Source organism: Labilibaculum sp. DW002 (genome assembly GCF_029029525.1).
Classification (GTDB): Bacteria; Bacteroidota; Bacteroidia; order Bacteroidales; family Marinifilaceae; genus Paralabilibaculum; species Paralabilibaculum antarcticum.
The window spans coordinates 988,268-1,003,918 of sequence record NZ_JAKJSC010000001.1; the positions used below are offsets into that span (position 1 = coordinate 988,268).

Annotated in this window: 12 protein-coding genes; 7 read left to right on the forward strand and 5 right to left on the reverse strand. The window is 33.6% G+C overall.

Going from position 1 to position 15,651, the window contains the following annotated elements; translation table 11 throughout:
* Positions 1 to 13 precede the first annotated feature (13 nt).
* The 4 genes from L3049_RS03785 to folP all read right to left on the reverse strand — a co-directional run bounded on the left by L3049_RS03785 (position 14) and on the right by folP (position 5,271).
* Entirely contained in the window at positions 14 to 2,470 is a 2,457-nt protein-coding gene (locus L3049_RS03785; protein ID WP_275108458.1) for an ATP-binding protein, read from the reverse strand.
* A gap of 192 nt (positions 2,471 to 2,662) precedes the next feature.
* Entirely contained in the window at positions 2,663 to 3,541 is an 879-nt protein-coding gene (locus L3049_RS03790) for a TIGR01777 family oxidoreductase (RefSeq protein ID WP_275108459.1), read from the reverse strand.
* Positions 3,542 to 3,551: 10 nt separating this feature from the next.
* The gene (gene cdaA / locus L3049_RS03795; protein WP_275108460.1) at positions 3,552 to 4,343 is read right to left on the reverse strand and encodes a diadenylate cyclase CdaA; all 792 of its coding nucleotides are present in this window, start codon (positions 4,341 to 4,343) and stop codon (positions 3,552 to 3,554) included.
* Positions 4,344 to 4,395: 52 nt separating this feature from the next.
* Positions 4,396 to 5,271, reverse strand: coding sequence for a dihydropteroate synthase (gene folP / locus L3049_RS03800; RefSeq protein WP_275108461.1), 876 nt, complete (start codon positions 5,269 to 5,271; stop codon positions 4,396 to 4,398).
* A 98-nt stretch (positions 5,272 to 5,369) separates the two neighbouring features.
* Here folP and L3049_RS03805 point away from each other — a divergent pair, with 98 nt between their 5' ends.
* From L3049_RS03805 to L3049_RS03825, 5 genes are all read left to right on the forward strand, one after another.
* A complete protein-coding gene (locus tag L3049_RS03805; protein ID WP_275108462.1) occupies positions 5,370 to 5,915 on the forward strand; it encodes a DUF1599 domain-containing protein in 546 nt (181 codons plus the stop codon).
* A 13-nt stretch (positions 5,916 to 5,928) separates the two neighbouring features.
* Positions 5,929 to 7,173 (forward strand): BT_3928 family protein, encoded by a 1,245-nt coding sequence (locus tag L3049_RS03810; protein ID WP_275108463.1) that lies wholly within the window; start codon positions 5,929 to 5,931, stop codon positions 7,171 to 7,173.
* Between the two features lie 5 nt (positions 7,174 to 7,178).
* Positions 7,179 to 7,934, forward strand: coding sequence for a triose-phosphate isomerase (gene tpiA, locus L3049_RS03815; RefSeq protein WP_275108464.1), 756 nt, complete (start codon positions 7,179 to 7,181; stop codon positions 7,932 to 7,934).
* Positions 7,935 to 8,035: 101 nt separating this feature from the next.
* Positions 8,036 to 8,878 (forward strand): 50S ribosomal protein L11 methyltransferase, encoded by an 843-nt coding sequence (prmA, locus tag L3049_RS03820; protein WP_275108465.1) that lies wholly within the window; start codon positions 8,036 to 8,038, stop codon positions 8,876 to 8,878.
* A 129-nt stretch (positions 8,879 to 9,007) separates the two neighbouring features.
* Positions 9,008 to 13,480 carry a hypothetical protein gene (locus tag L3049_RS03825; protein ID WP_275108466.1) on the forward strand — a complete coding sequence of 1,491 codons (4,473 nt, stop codon included), beginning with the start codon at positions 9,008 to 9,010 and terminating at the stop codon, positions 13,478 to 13,480.
* Between the two features lie 85 nt (positions 13,481 to 13,565).
* Here L3049_RS03825 and L3049_RS03830 read toward each other — a convergent pair whose 3' ends face one another.
* Positions 13,566 to 13,793: a YwbE family protein gene (locus L3049_RS03830; protein WP_342753430.1), complete on the reverse strand. Its 228-nt coding sequence runs from the start codon at positions 13,791 to 13,793 to the stop codon at positions 13,566 to 13,568.
* Between the two features lie 155 nt (positions 13,794 to 13,948).
* Between L3049_RS03830 and L3049_RS03835 the strand changes: the two genes are divergently transcribed.
* Positions 13,949 to 15,070 (forward strand): aldose epimerase family protein, encoded by a 1,122-nt coding sequence (locus tag L3049_RS03835; RefSeq protein ID WP_275108467.1) that lies wholly within the window; start codon positions 13,949 to 13,951, stop codon positions 15,068 to 15,070.
* 117 nt (positions 15,071 to 15,187) lie between these two features.
* On the forward strand, positions 15,188 to 15,643 hold the full coding sequence (locus tag L3049_RS03840) for a hypothetical protein (protein ID WP_275108468.1): 456 nt from the start codon (positions 15,188 to 15,190) through the stop codon (positions 15,641 to 15,643).
* Positions 15,644 to 15,651: the final 8 nt, after the last annotated feature.

The window sequence follows — 15,651 nt, forward strand, 5'->3', positions numbered from 1 at the left end:
CTTTTACCAATAATTAATTCTTCTCAAAGTTTACTTCCTTTTTGCTACTTTCAAATTCATGAGGCAAAATTAATGTCATCTCAGTATACTCACCCTTTTTGCTATCCACTGAAATTCGGCCATTCATTTTCTGCACAATACCCTTGCTAATGTATAAACCTAAACCAGATCCAATACCAGATTGCTTTGTTGTAAAGAATGGTTCAAAAATATAATTCAGGTTATCTGGAGATATACCACAACCATTATCTTTGATAGAAATAAGCACCTTCTTGTCATCTAAGTTTGTTGCAATATTTATGTATTTATTTTCTGAACTTAAATCTTTAAACTTTTGCTCAATTGACTCATAAGCATTATTTAATACATCACCTATAACTTTCTGCAACTTATATTTATTTCCCATGACATAAAGGTCATCTTTAGATTCCTTAAAAGTCCATTCTATTTTACTATTCTTATATTGTTTTTGAGCTAAGCTTACAGCTATTTTAATGATATTATTTACATCGATTAACTCTTTGGTACTCTCTTTTTGTGAGGAGTTATAAATCCCAATTTGAGATAAGTATTTTTTAATCCGATCAATATCAACGAAAACCTGAGAACATTTTTCCCGAATATAATCTTCATCAATTTTATTCATAGACAAACGCAACAAAAGATTATCCATTATCATCGAAATCCCAGTTAGAGGTTGATTTATTTCATTAACCATGGAAGTAGCCATCTTTCCAAGAGACTCCAGCTCTGATTTTTTCAGCAACAGCTGACGATGAAAATCATTAACCTTCAACTCCTTATCAACTTTTTCCTTAAGTTCAATTGTGCTTTTTTCGAATTCTTTCTCCTGTCTCTTTAATCCTGTTATGATAGTTTTATATTCCGCTGTATCTTCTGCCAAATCGCCATCACTAGCTATTTCCATCATCATTCCACGAACACATTTCTTCTTATCTCCAATAATAGGATGCGCCGCTAAAACAATGCGTTTTTTCTTATTTTTTCTGGTAACAACAGACAATACCTCAAAGACAAATCTCTTCTCTAAATGACATGCCTTCAATACTTTCTTAATTTTCGAATCGTCTTCAAAGAATTGTAAAAATTCAACCCCTTTGGTCTTTTTCAATTCAGTGCATTCCAGAAAATTACAGGCAAATTCGTTCACGTAACTAAAATGATTGTGTTCATCTAACTCAAAAATAGCCTTATCGACATAAGCCTCATTTTCAAGACTTAAACTTTCCTTAAAAGTCATTTCCAATGCCTTTTCTTGCGAAAGATCACAAACCAAGCCAAACAAGTTTAAAATGTCTTCTGATTCATCATATTCACTATAAATCTCTATTTTGAAATGCTTTAGTGTTCCATCCGTGTAATTATATCGATGTTCAAATTCTATTTTTTGATTCTTTTGAGGAAAGTTTAATAACATCCTTTCTATAGCATTTCGATCTTCGATATGTGTTTTTAATTTTATCTGATCGAATAAACTCTGTTCCAAATCGCTAGATAATTCGTAAAGACGCATAAATTCATCCGAACCACGAATAATTTTTGAATAAGAATCCCATTCAAAGCTTCCGATACTAGTCTTTTTTTGAATTTTCCTTAGAACATCTTCCTTTTTAATTAAGGATTCTGTCATTTTTTTCCGATCAGATACATCGCGGCCTATCGCTAGAAAACAAGTATCCTCGAATTCGATTTTTTTGTAAATAGTCCATTCAAGACATACACAATTTCCATCAGAATTTACAAATGACTCTTCGAAAATAGTTACTCTATTCTTACCATTTAGATTCTCTACTCCTTTACTGATTTGTTCTTGCAAAAAAAGACTGATTTTTGACAAGGGATCCTTAACAATACCATCAATCGTATAATCAAAAAAATCAGTAAATGCCTTATTGGCAAAATCGACCCTTTTCTGGCTATCCATTTTCAAAATTAACTCCGATTGCCCTTCCAAAATCGAACGATAATCAGACGCCAAGTTGCGCAATCTGCTCTCTAAAAGATTTTTTTCCTGTAAAGCAATTGTTAACTTCTCATTTTGAGTCTCTAACAAACGCCTATTGGTATATAAATCAAGAAAAATATTTACCTTATTCAGCAATATTGCGGTATCAAAAGGCTTCATTATAAAGTCGACTCCGCCACATTTATAACCTTTAGATTCACTTTGTTTATCTAGAAATATTGCAGTTAGGAAAATGATTGGAGTGGATTTGTTCACAATACCACTTCTAATTTTCTGCGCCAACAAAAAACCATCCATTTGTGGCATTTGAACATCAAGAATAATAAGTGCATATTCTTTTTTTTCAATATCCTGTAAAGCTTTAATAGGCGACTGAATTAACTCCATACCAACCTCTAGCTTACCAAGTAAAGCTCTAAGTAGTTCAAGGTTTTCCGGACGGTCATCAACTATCAATAATTGAGGAGTAAAATCCAATTCCATAGGCTAAAAGGTTGAGTAACATGAACCAAAATAGAAAAAAAATACCCTTGCAGGGCATACCATTTTATTCCATGAGGCTTGTTTAATCAAAATTAAAACTAAACCAATTAATAATCAACCCCTTTATGATTAAAGCCCTTATAAACTACTTAAAAATACTGATATTAACGATCAACTATCCGAAAACGGGTACTAAGATTTTCTGGATGAGTAATTCACAATTGAAGAAATTGCTTGAATTAACTTGGGATATTTGAAGCGAAAGCCTGTATTTAAAAGGCGTTGAGGCAAAACCTTTTGTCCAGAAAGAAATACGTTTGCTCCATTTTTAAATAAAAAGCGAAGAACCGCTGATGGAACCCCAAAAATGGTTGGTCTATTTACTGTATTTCCAAGCTCTTTTGTGTAATCAAAATTTGATGTTAATTGAGGAGCAACGAGATTATAAACTCCAAGTATTTTAGTATTAGATATTGCATAGACATAGGCATTTATCAAATCATCAATATGGATAAAAGGAAAAGCTTGTTTGCCATCACCAAGTTTCCCTCCAAGTCCTATTCGAAATATAGGTAAGCTACGAGCAAGCACTCCCCCATGTCCACTTAGAATAATCCCTAATCTAAAAATAATTGTCCTAACATCTTTTGCCAATTTTTCAATAACAGGCTTCTCCCAATCTAAACACAAATTGCCTAAAAAATCATTTGAATAATGTGTACTCCATTCATCATGAGTGTGAATGGAATCGTATATACCCACAGCAGAAGTTGAAATTACTAGTTTGGGCTTTTTATCCATCAAAGCTATTGCACTTGTAAGATTTCGCGTTGTAAGCACTCGACTATCATAAATCCTTTTCATATTTTTGCTTGTCCAGCGACAAACAATAGAGGCACCTGCAAGATTAATGATCACATCACAATCGCCAATGTATTCCGACAAAGATTGAACTTCACCGTATAAATAAGAACGAGGAATCTTAAGAATATCCGCATGAAACTCCTTCTTTAGCCTTTCACTCAACTGCGAACCAACTAATCCAGAACTTCCAGTTATTCCTATTTTCATATTTCTAAATTTAAACAATAAAACCTGAAAAATCTCCTTCTAAAAATGTTCGCAATTCAGCGGTTGTTATTCTAACTTTAATCTTACCTCCCATTATATAGGAAATATTTCCTGTCTCTTCAGAAACGATTATCACATGAGAATCGGTAGCTTGACTCATGCCGATCGCAGCACGATGTCGTAAGCCTAAACTTCCAGGTATGTTACTACTATCTGTTACTGGTAATATACAACGAGCCGCAACAATTCTATTGTTTGCTATAATTAAAGCACCATCATGCAAAGGAGAATTTTTAAAAAAGATGGACTCTAATAAACTTGATGAGATTCGAGCCTTAAGGATTTGCCCTGTTTCTGCAAAACTAAATAAATCAGTACGTTTAGTGATTACAATTAATGCTCCCGTTTTTGTGTTAGACATGTTCTCGCAAGCTGCAACAATTGATACAACCTCTTCCTCTTTTACACCAACTTCTTCGAAAGAAAACCAATTATCTAAAGTAAATTTTTGACTGATATTATATCTGGAACCAACCAATAATAGAAAGCGTCTAACCTCTTGCTGAAACACAATTAGTAATGCAATTACCCCAACGCCAATAAATTTTCCAAGAATGTTACTTAAGAGTTCCATATTCAAGGCCGTTACAAACAACCAAATCAAATAGAAAAGGAATAGTCCAACAAAAATATTGATAGCCACAGTTCCTCTTGTTAGCATGTAAACCTGATATAGCAGAAAGGCTACCAAAAGAATATCAAGTATATCAAACAGTCCAAGAGTTATAAACGCTGTAGTCATTATTTTCTTTTAAATTCAGTCTTTAACAAAATTACAATTTTATTGGACATTTTTACTTTAATGATGCTTTGATCTTAGTATGCAAGCTTACACACTCAACAGCTTCTTTTACATCGTGCACACGCAGAATGTGCGCTCCACCATCCAAAGCCATCATATTTAAAGCTGTTGTTCCATTCAAGCTTGTTGTAGGATCTCCTCCTAAAAACCTATAAATCATTGACTTTCTGGATAAACCAATCAACAATGGCAAATCTAAATCTTTAAATTCTGGTAGTTTGCCCAATATTTCATAATTGTGATCTAATGTTTTTCCAAAGCCAAAACCAGGATCAAGAATTACATCTTTCACTCCATATTTATTCAATTTTTCAATTCTCACTCGAAAGAAATCAATCATTTCTCGCATTAAATTTTCATAAGTAGGATTGTTTTGCATGGTTTGAGGCGTTCCTTTAATATGCATCATGATGTATGGCACCTGAAGTTCAGCTATGGTAGCAAACATTTGATTATCCATCGTGCCTCCAGATATATCATTAACAATACAAGCTCCAAACTGATTCACTATCTCAGCTGCTATATCAGCTCTAAATGTATCAATTGATAATGTTGCCTCAGGAAACTCTTTACGAATACATTCAACAGCAGGAATCATTCTGGCTAATTCCTCTTTTGGTTGAACCAATACCGCTCCTGGGCGAGTCGAATAAGCACCCAGATCAATAATATCTGCACCTTCTGATACAATTTGTTTGGCACGTTTTAAAATAGAGTCAGTATTAATATATTGTCCTCCATCGAAAAATGAATCTGGCGTTAAATTCAAAATCCCCATAACCAAAGGCTTATCAAAATTAATTAATTTATCACCGCACTTAATGGACAGATTATCGCTGTTAAAAGAATTAGTTTTGTAATTTTGCATAATCAATTTTTTTGAACAAATTCCGCAGCAAAAGTAAAATAAAATACCATGGCTTGGCTGAAATTCTTATTTTTGAGGAGAAATTTCTAAAACAAATTATGAATAAAACAGAACAACAGTACAATACGATTATTAAGATCTGTACAGATATCTTCACTAAAAAAATGCATGATTACGGAACCGCTTGGAGAATTCTTCGTCCAAGTTCCATAACCGATCAAATATACATCAAAGCTCAACGAATCCGAAGTCTTGAAACCAAAGGCGTTAGTAAAATTGAAGATAATATTCGCGACGAATTTATCGGAATTGTGAACTATGCCATAATGGGAATAGTACAATTGGAACTAGGGCCTTCTGAAGAAGAACTTAATTCTGAGAAAGCTTTAGAACTATATCTTAAATATTTTACTGAAGCAAAAGAATTAATGGAAGCCAAAAATCATGATTACGATGAAGCTTGGCGTAGCATGCGAGTTAGTTCGTACACAGACTTAATTCTGATGAAAATTAACAGAACTAAGCAAATTGAAGATTTACAGGGAAAAACATTAATATCTGAAGGAATTGATGCCAATTACTTTGATATGATTAATTATTCTGTTTTTGGTCTTATTAAAATTGAATTCGAAAACGCTCAATAAATTCTAAAATATCATGAAAGTGGTACAATTTATTAGTCGCCTCTTAGTTGGCCTTCTATTTATTTTCTCTGGATTTGTAAAAGCCGTTGACCCTATGGGTTCGACCTTTAAATTCTCAGATTATTTTCTAGCCTTTGGTATGGATAGTTTTACAGGAATTGCTTTTCCTCTTGCTATCCTATTATCAACTCTTGAATTTACTGTAGGAGTAGCCTTGCTATTTAATGCTCGAATAAAAATCATAGCATATTTTGCTCTTATTTTCATGTTATTTTTTACGCCACTTACGCTTGTATTGGCAATAACAAATCCTGTATCTGACTGTGGTTGCTTTGGCGATGCTCTTGTATTGACCAATTGGGAAACTTTCGGCAAGAACATTATAATTCTAGCTTTAACGTTAATTGTATTTTTCGGAAGAAAAAAAATTGAAAAACAAGAAACAAGATTAGAACAAAACCTACTTCTTGTTTTTTCTCTTATTGTCTCTATTGGCATTTCTACTTATTCTTATCGCCATTTACCGTTAATTGATTTCCGACCTTACCATATTGGCGCTAACATTAGTGATGGAATGATAATTCCAGAAGGAGCTACTGCCGATGAATATCGAAGTCTTTTTAAATATGAAAAAGATGGTATCGTTAAAGAATTTGATGAAAGTAACTACCCTTGGCAAGATTCAACATGGAAGTTTGTAGATTCTGAGCAAATTAAAATAAAAGAAGGATACACACCTCCTATTCATGATTTTTCAATTTCGAATGAGATCGATGGAGATATTACCAACTCTGTTCTTTTAAATGAAGATTATTCATTTGTTTTGGTTTCGAAAGACCTTAGTAAAATCAATAAGACTTCTCATAAAAAGATAAGAGAATTATCCTATTTTGCTCTGGAAAATAACATTCAATTTATTGGGCTTACAGCCTCTGGATTTAGTGAAAAACAAAGATTCAAAATAGAACAAGATCTACCTTTTGAATTTTATGCGACAGATGAAATTCAACTAAAAACAATCATTCGTTCCAATCCGGGCTTAGTTCTATTGCAAAATGGAACAATTTTAAACAAATGGCATTTTAGAGATTTTCCTAAAGTAGAAGAATTAAAAGGAGATCTTGCGGCCCACTCAATTACGAAACATCAAACACTTAATATCAATCTATTTATTATTAGTATTACATCAACTTTGCTATTGTTGCTGGTTCTTTTCAGTTGGATAAGAATCCGTTATACAGGAGCAAAAAACAGATGACAGTTATGAGAAAAAAAATTGTTGCAGGAAACTGGAAAATGAACAACAACCTTCAAGAAGGTATTGTGTTGGCGGGACAAATCAATGATTTAGTTGAGAAAGCTGGGATTAATGGTGTAGATGTAGTTATTGGTACTCCTTTTATTCACCTAACTGAGGTAAACAAGATTGTTGGTGATAAAGTTGGCGTTGCAGCTCAGAACTGCGCCGATGAAAAAAGCGGAGCTTACACTGGAGAAATATCAACCTCAATGGTTGCATCTACAGGAACTCAGTGTGTGATTCTTGGTCATTCAGAGCGTAGAAGCTATTATGGCGAAACGAGCGAGATCTTGGTTAAGAAAACTAACCTTTGTCTTGAGAATAAACTGACCCCAATTTTCTGTATTGGTGAAGTTTTAGAAGAGCGCGAGAGCGGTAAGCATTTTGACATTGTTAAATCTCAGATTGCTGATGGTTTATTTCATCTTTCTGCTGAAGATTTTGGAAAAGTTATATTGGCATATGAGCCAGTTTGGGCTATCGGAACAGGTGTAACAGCATCTGCAGATCAAGCTCAAGAAATGCATGCCTTTATTCGTAAAACTTTGGTTGAAAAATACGGTAAAGATGTTGCTGATAATTGCTCTATCCTTTATGGTGGAAGCTGCAAACCATCTAACGCTAAAGAGTTATTTAGTAACGAAGATGTTGACGGTGGACTAATTGGTGGAGCTTCGCTTGTTGCTGAAGACTTCATGGGGATTGTGACTGCTTTTTAGTAATGTAAATACCTTATAAAAAAGCCGGTACGATTGTATCGGCTTTTGTTTTTCGAAGTAGATTAATATAACTTACAATACAATCAACTAATATCAACACAATGGATTACATTGAATTGAAGTGCCAAATTCAACCATTTACGGAAGAAATAGCAGAGATCTTAATTGCTGAACTTGGAGAATTAGAATATGAAAGTTTTACTCAAAGTGATGATGCAGTAGAAGCATACATACAAGTTCCGTTATTTGATATGGAAGCGGTAAAACAAATTAGCTTAAACCATCTATCCAATGCTCCATTTACCCTAAGCTATTCGCACAAAACAATCGAATCACAAGATTGGAATGCTGTGTGGGAATCCAATTTTAACCCTGTTATTATTGCTGACCAAGTTGTTATTAGAGCCTCTTTTCATACTGATACTCCTAAGGTTCCTCACGACATCGTAATTGATCCAAAAATGTCATTTGGAACTGGGCATCATTCTACCACTTCATTAATGGTACAGTCCATTCTTGAAACTGATTTAACGGATAAAACAGTATTGGATATGGGCTGTGGCACTAGTTTATTAGCCATTTTAGCTTCACAAAGAAATGCTGCTAAGGTTGATGCGATTGACATTGACGAATGGCCCTACAAAAACTCTCTAGAAAACATTAAAAATAACGGAGCTAATAATGTTTCTGTTTTTCTGGGTGATGCTGCACTACTTGAAGGAAAGAAATACGACATAGTCCTTGCTAACATCAACAGAAATATCCTTTTAAACGACATGAAGCGTTACGTTGCTTGCCTACCAAAAGATGGCCAACTAATTATGAGTGGTTTCTACACAGAAGACTTATCGTACATTCAAGATGAAGCAAAAAAGAACAACTTAAAATACATAAGCCATAAAGTTGATTTGAACTGGGTAGCCGTTCGTTTCATAAAACAATAAACTCATTTATTTGCCGGTAGCTGTGAATCCTGATCTCTAGGATACAGAACCGGCATTTTACTTTCCATATTCCCTCAAATTTGTTAAATTGCCTTAGCAAATTTATCTATACCCGAAAATTCATTTACAATGAATAAGCTACTCCTATTTCTTGTTCTTCTTATAGTAACAAGCATATTGCCAAATACAATCACTGCTCAAAGCTTGAAGTCATTCCCTCATGATTCTCTTGAATTTCAGAATGAATTTCTAAAATTTATGGACCATCCAACCAAAAAAAAAGAGAGCAAAGAATTTAAAGAGCAATTTCCTGGTTTTTGGCTATCCCCAGAAATGACGGCAACTGAAAGGCAAAACATCTACAAAATATGCGATTTATTCTTACTTAAAAAAGCTAGGTCATTCCCAGATTTTTACAATTATTTTAAAAGCTTAATGCTTTTTCAGAAGCAAAACAGGGATAAAAAAGAATATGAGAATTGGGAACAAGGCTTATTGGGGCAAATAAAAAACAAAAAAAATAAACTAAGTGCCACTAAGGACTTCCTTGTTCAAACACAAAAATTATTACAGGATACGATTATCCACGAGTCTTACACCACAAAATGGAAAGCAAAGAACGCTAAATTCAAATTCCAATTTGATCAACAACTCATGATAAAATTTGATCAGGCAGACCTTTATTGCTTTGCCCAACGGGATAGTTCGTGCATATACAATACAAGTGGAACCTACTTGCCTTTTGAAAAAAAATGGATTGGTAATAAAGGTAAAATAACTTGGGAAAGAGCTGGAAAGGAAGCATCAGAAGAATATGCAACTTTTGATTCCTACACAATCAATACAAAAAAATCAACTTTTGAAGTTGATACTGCAAGCTATTACAACTCCACTCTTTTTCAAAATCAAATTAAAGGGAAAGTGTCAGAGAAGATGAATTCTGTAAAGAACCCTGAAAAAGCAATTTATCCACGCTTTGAGTCTTTCGAAAAAGAAATAATAATTGAAAAATTGTTCGAAAACTTAGATTACAAAGGAGGTATTGCCATTCACGGAGCAAAATTTCTTGGAAAAGGAAGTTCCGAAATTCCTTCAGTGATTGAACTCTCACGTCATGACACCTTATTTCTTCGAGCCACTTCTGAGCATTTTGCCTTTCAGAACGATCGTATCGTAGGTAAGGATACCGAAATTGAAATACTCATTGACACCTGTCAAATTTATCATCCAGGATTACTATTCAAATACTTCACGAATAAGAAAGAAGTAAATCTAATTCGAGATGGAGAGGGAATTGCTTTAAGTCCATATTTTAACACATACCACAATTTAATTATGGATTTTGGAATGTTAATTTGGAATATGGATGAGAACTTGATGCATTTCAGCAGTATGAAAGGCGCAACGAAACGACAGGCTCGATTCGAATCTATGAATTTTTTCAGTATCAATCGATTTATGAAAATTCAAGGAATGGATCAAGTAAATCCATTAGTTCTTCTGAAAAAGTATGCTGAATATTCTTATGTGGAGACCTTTACCGCTATGGAATATGCCAACTATATTAAGAAACCTGTTAATCAGGTACGACAACAATTATTGGGTTTATCTTTCCAAGGATTTGTAAGTTACAATCGAAATACTGACGAGGTCACTCTTAATCAACGCTTAACAGATTACATAAAATCGGGAATGGGATTGCAAGATTACGATGTAATACGATTCTCAACTCAAACTGAGAATAATGAAGATGATGCCACTCTAAGAATGGGTAACTACAACTTGGATATTAATGGGGTTAAACACATTGCAGTTAGCGATTCTCAAAACGTGGTGATTTTTCCAAAACATAAAAAAATCACCCTTAAAAAGAACAGAGATTTTCAATTTGATGGGAAAATAATGGCAGGATTGCTAGATATGTATGGATCAGATTTCTATTTCTCGTATGAAAATTTTAAAATCGACCTTGATCTTATCGATTCCCTTCAAATTAATATTGTAAATGATACCTTATCCAAATATGGTAAAAGATACACGAGCCAGTTAGGTAGTGTTATTGAAAAAATATCTGGTGACTTATTAATTGATGATCCAAACAATAAATCAGGTCGTAAGAACTTCGATGAATACCCAATTTTTAATAGTTCCGACTCATCATATGTTTATTACGACAGCAAAAATATACAAGACGGAGTCTATAAAAAAGAAGAATTTTATTTTAAGGTTGATCCTTACACCATCAACAATATAAATGATTTTGAAAAGGAAGACATTACTTTAAATGGAACATTCGTATCAGATAGTATCTTCCCAAACTTTAAAGAGACGCTAAGCATCAACGACGATAATTCACTTGGCTTTTATCATGCAACACCAAACACTGGACTACCTGTTTATGGAAAAGGTGTGTTTACAGATACCATTCACCTATCGAATGCAGGTTTGAAAGGAAACGGTAGCCTAAACTATCTTACCTCGATAACCAAATCGAAGGAATTTGTGTTTAGGCCAGAAATAATGACTACAAAAGCTGAGAGTTTTGAGTTAAAAGAACTTGCCTCACACATGAACAATCCAGAGGTAAATGGGGTGGAAATTTTTGCAGAATGGTATCCTTACAAAGAAGAACTTTACGTAAAAAGTACTGCATTACCTCTTGACATGTATAGAAAATTGGCATCACTTGCGGGTACCTTAAAAATTACACCAACAGAAATTACTGGTGTAGGAAATATGGAATTGGTAAATGCAGAGTTGAACTCGGAATATTTTACCTATACGCCTAAAACGATTGTTGCAGATACGGCAAGTTTTAAAATTAGAAATGCAGAAACAGAAGGTTATGCATTTGAAAGTAATGATGTAAGAGCATACATTGACTTTAATACACGTACTGGAAAATTTGAGAGTACCAAAGAAGGTAATTTGAGTAGATTCCCTACCAATCGATACATGTGTTATATCAATAACTTTGGATGGGAAATTGATGCCCAACAACTTGTTTTTGGTAAAGAAGATGAAAGTATGTTAGCCAATTTATGGGAGCAAGATAATATGGAGTCTTTGCCAGAGCTTGCTTACAATGAATTCATTTCTACAAGCATGAAGCAGGATTCTTTAAGTTTCCTAACACCTTTTGCTCGTTACAGTGCAATAGATCATAGTATAAAAGCCAAATTTGTTTCAAAAATTGATGTTGCAGATGCAAGAATTTATCCTGATAAGGGAGATGTCAACATCGAGAATGAAGGTATTATGCAAACACTCCGGAATTCTACGGTAAGTGCTGATACGATTAACGACTTTCATAAAATATTTAATGCAACGATTAATGTACATGGCAAGAATTCCTATTCAGGATCTGGAAATTACACATTCATCGATGCACAGGAAAAAGAACAAGAACTATTTTTTGATGTAATTGATGTGGACAGTTTAGGACAAACAATTGCAATGGGAAATTTATTGGAAGATGACTCTTTTACCTTAAGTCCAGACTTTGATTACAAAGGAAAGGTTAGATTAGAAGCAAAAGAAAAATCACTATTCTTTAATGGTCAGACGAAGATTCATAACCAATGCGAAACAATTGGTGATAACTGGCTTGATTTCTCTTCTAAAATTGATCCAAAAGACATTTACATTCCAGTTGATTTGTATGTAACAGATGATGAGAGTTTGAAGCTATACAATAGTTTTTTCCTAACCAATGACTCCATTCACATCTACTCCTCCTTTCTATCTAGACGTATTTTTTATACTGATAATGTCCTATTAGAGGCCAAAGGATTTTTGACATTCAACTCTAAATTGCAAGCCTATCAAATTGGTAGTAAAGATAAATTACAGGATATAGATGCAACAGGTAATCTGCTTACTTTTTACCAGAACAATTGCAACATGAGCGGTCAAGGCTCAATTGAATTAGGTGCTGAACTAGGACAAATAAAGCAAATTTCGGCAGGAAAAATAGAACACGACTTAACAAGTGACATTGTAACTTTAGATCTTATTTATGGTATTGATTTCTTTATGAATGAGCAGGCCATGAAGATTATGGAGAACAGCTTTTCACAAGCCAATTTAAAATACAATAGGCTTAATGCTGAGACCTATACCCGCAAATTGGCTGAAATAATGGGCCGAAAAAGAGCCGAATTGGCAATGAAAGAGGTAGATGCAAATGGAATATTTAAAACGCTTCCTCACGAACTGGCTCATTCGCTTTACTTCAACAATCTCGATTTTATTTGGGACAAAGAAAGAAAGGCATACCAATCGATAGGTGAAATTGGACTTGGAAACATTAACGATAAACAAATCAACAAAAGTGTAAAAGGGAAAATAGAACTTGATAAAAAGCGTAGCGGCAACCGTTTAAGCATTTATCTTGAAATTGATAAATCAACTTGGTTCTTCTTCCAATATCATCATGGAGTAATGTTTGTTTTAACTTCAAATGAAGAGTTCAATAATATTTTACATGAAATGAAAGAGGATAAACGAGAGTTTAAAGATCCACTAAAAAAGAATCCTTACTCCTATATTCTTGCCCCCCGATCGATGAAAACTAAATTTAAGAAACGATTTAATTTATAAATGCATTTCATAACAAAGCCACAAACTATTAAGTTCGTGGCTTTGTTGCATCAACTGTAAAATCAGCTGTTTAATTTTATGATTTCTACTCTACAATCTCTTGTACACGGCCTACTTGCCCGTCTTCTAATCGTACTTTAATACCATGTGGATGAATCGACGAATTCGTTAATAAATCTTTTACAACGCCTTCTGTTAACTTTCCACTTCGCTGGTCGGCCTTTAAAACAATTTTAACCGTAACACCTGGCTTGATATTCTCTCTTCTTGTTCCTTCGTTCATTTCTATATTTTTAGATAATGCTATTTTCATTTGATCTCTTCTATGTAAAAGTAAAGCCTTTTTGCGGATTATCATATTATCGATAAGATAATTCAAATTTAGTGCTTAGCTCCCTATTCGCTTGGTTGCAATTATCATAAAGGATCTTTACTTTCGTAGACATCCCAAAACACAATATCCAAAACATGAAAAAACTACTTTTTTTAATAAGCATAGTATACCTTTTCTCATCTTGCACAAACAACAATTCGAATATAAAACTTGTTGATGCAAGAAAATTTGACATAACAATTGACGATAAGAAAGTAAGCCTTTTTAAGCTTCAAAACACAGAAGGAGCAACTTGCCAAATAACCAATTTTGGAGGCCGAGTCGTTAGCCTTTGGGTGAAAGATAAAAATGAAAAATATACCGATGTAGTTTTAGGATATGACAATATTGACGATTACCAAAAAGCAAGTGCGCAATACATAGGAGCTAGCATTGGAAGGTTTGCAAACAGGATCGCTGAAGGCAAATTCAACCTAAACGATAGCACTTTCATTCTCACTAAAAATAATGGCGACAATCATTTACATGGTGGCGTAAAAGGATTACACAATGTAGTATGGAATGCTACTCTTCTTTCCGAATCGGAATTGCAATTGAATTACTTGTCTATAGATGGTGAAGAAGGATATCCTGGTAATCTTGCAGTTATGCTAACTTATCGTCTTAGCGATAAAAATGAGCTGCAAATTTCCTATACTGCAACTTGTGACAAGGACACTCCTATCAACCTAACGCATCATTCCTTTTTTAATTTAAATGGTGCAGGCAATGAGGAAATAACTGATCATCTTTTAAGTGTAAATGCAGATATGTACCTACCAATAAAAGAAGGAGGCTTGCCAACAGGAGAAATTCATTCAGTGATAAATACACCATTCGACTTTACAAATGTTAAATCAATTGGGAAACATATTAATGATAATAACGAGCAACTAAAGCTTGGGAATGGTTACGATCATTGTCTTGTATTAAAAGGATCGGGAATTCGGTTTGTTGCCAAAGTTAGCTCACCTAAATCTGGTATTTATATGGATGTAATTACAAATGAACCAGGCATGCAACTATACACAGGCAATTATTTAAACGAGAAAATTCACATTGGAAAAAATGGAAAAGCTTATAAAAAAAGAACAGCTCTTTGCTTAGAAACCCAACATTTTCCTGATAGTCCAAATCAATCTCACTTCCCTTCTTGTATTTTAAAAGCAGGAGAAAGCTACTCTTCATATTGCACCTATCAGTTTGGATTAGAATAGTGAAGAAAACAACATTCTAATCATAAATTAACAATACCGTTAAATTGAATTTGTTTTTTTGATTATCTTTATCAAAACATAATTCTTATTTCCTGTATAACTTAATTCGAGATTAAAATGGAAGCTTCATCCTATCAGGTACTAAAAGCTAGTTTTTCTACCAATGAGCACATCTATTTTTCGTACACTAAACTCAGCTTTCAAACGAATATTTACAGTATAATTGTACCTATTGTAATTCTACCAATTTTGCTTATATCGAGTTCTCTTAATCTTTATAATGCTCAAAGAAATGAAAACGATATGGAAATACTATTTTTCCTCGGTACACTTATTATATCAATCGTTCTTGTTATTCTATCTTGGAGCCAGTATAACAAAGGAAAAAAAATAGATGGTAAAGAATATTATTACAGCCAAATTAAGAATCTTCGATTAAAAGAATGGAAACGAAATGCCAGATTAGCTTTCGAATTTGAAGATGGCACAAAGCATAAATTATATGTAAAAAAAGGTGAAAACTTTTCTCAATTTATTAGAAATCTAAATTTTGCTAATGTTAAACTAGCCTAAGAAGCAAT

Bases quoted from the DNA above. Each gene is read 5' to 3' on its own strand.
- L3049_RS03785 (WP_275108458.1), bottom strand. From the start codon at position 2,470: ATGGAATTGGATTTTACTCCTCAATTATTGATAGTTGATGACCGTCCG.
- L3049_RS03790 (WP_275108459.1), bottom strand. From the start codon at position 3,541: ATGAAAATAGGAATAACTGGAAGTTCTGGATTAGTTGGTTCGCAGTTG.
- cdaA (WP_275108460.1), bottom strand. From the start codon at position 4,343: ATGACTACAGCGTTTATAACTCTTGGACTGTTTGATATACTTGATATT.
- folP (WP_275108461.1), bottom strand. From the start codon at position 5,271: ATGCAAAATTACAAAACTAATTCTTTTAACAGCGATAATCTGTCCATT.
- L3049_RS03805 (WP_275108462.1), top strand. From the start codon at position 5,370: ATGAATAAAACAGAACAACAGTACAATACGATTATTAAGATCTGTACA.
- L3049_RS03810 (WP_275108463.1), top strand. From the start codon at position 5,929: ATGAAAGTGGTACAATTTATTAGTCGCCTCTTAGTTGGCCTTCTATTT.
- tpiA (WP_275108464.1), top strand. From the start codon at position 7,179: ATGAGAAAAAAAATTGTTGCAGGAAACTGGAAAATGAACAACAACCTT.
- prmA (WP_275108465.1), top strand. From the start codon at position 8,036: ATGGATTACATTGAATTGAAGTGCCAAATTCAACCATTTACGGAAGAA.
- L3049_RS03825 (WP_275108466.1), top strand. From the start codon at position 9,008: ATGAATAAGCTACTCCTATTTCTTGTTCTTCTTATAGTAACAAGCATA.
- L3049_RS03830 (WP_342753430.1), bottom strand. From the start codon at position 13,793: ATGAAAATAGCATTATCTAAAAATATAGAAATGAACGAAGGAACAAGA.
- L3049_RS03835 (WP_275108467.1), top strand. From the start codon at position 13,949: ATGAAAAAACTACTTTTTTTAATAAGCATAGTATACCTTTTCTCATCT.
- L3049_RS03840 (WP_275108468.1), top strand. From the start codon at position 15,188: ATGGAAGCTTCATCCTATCAGGTACTAAAAGCTAGTTTTTCTACCAAT.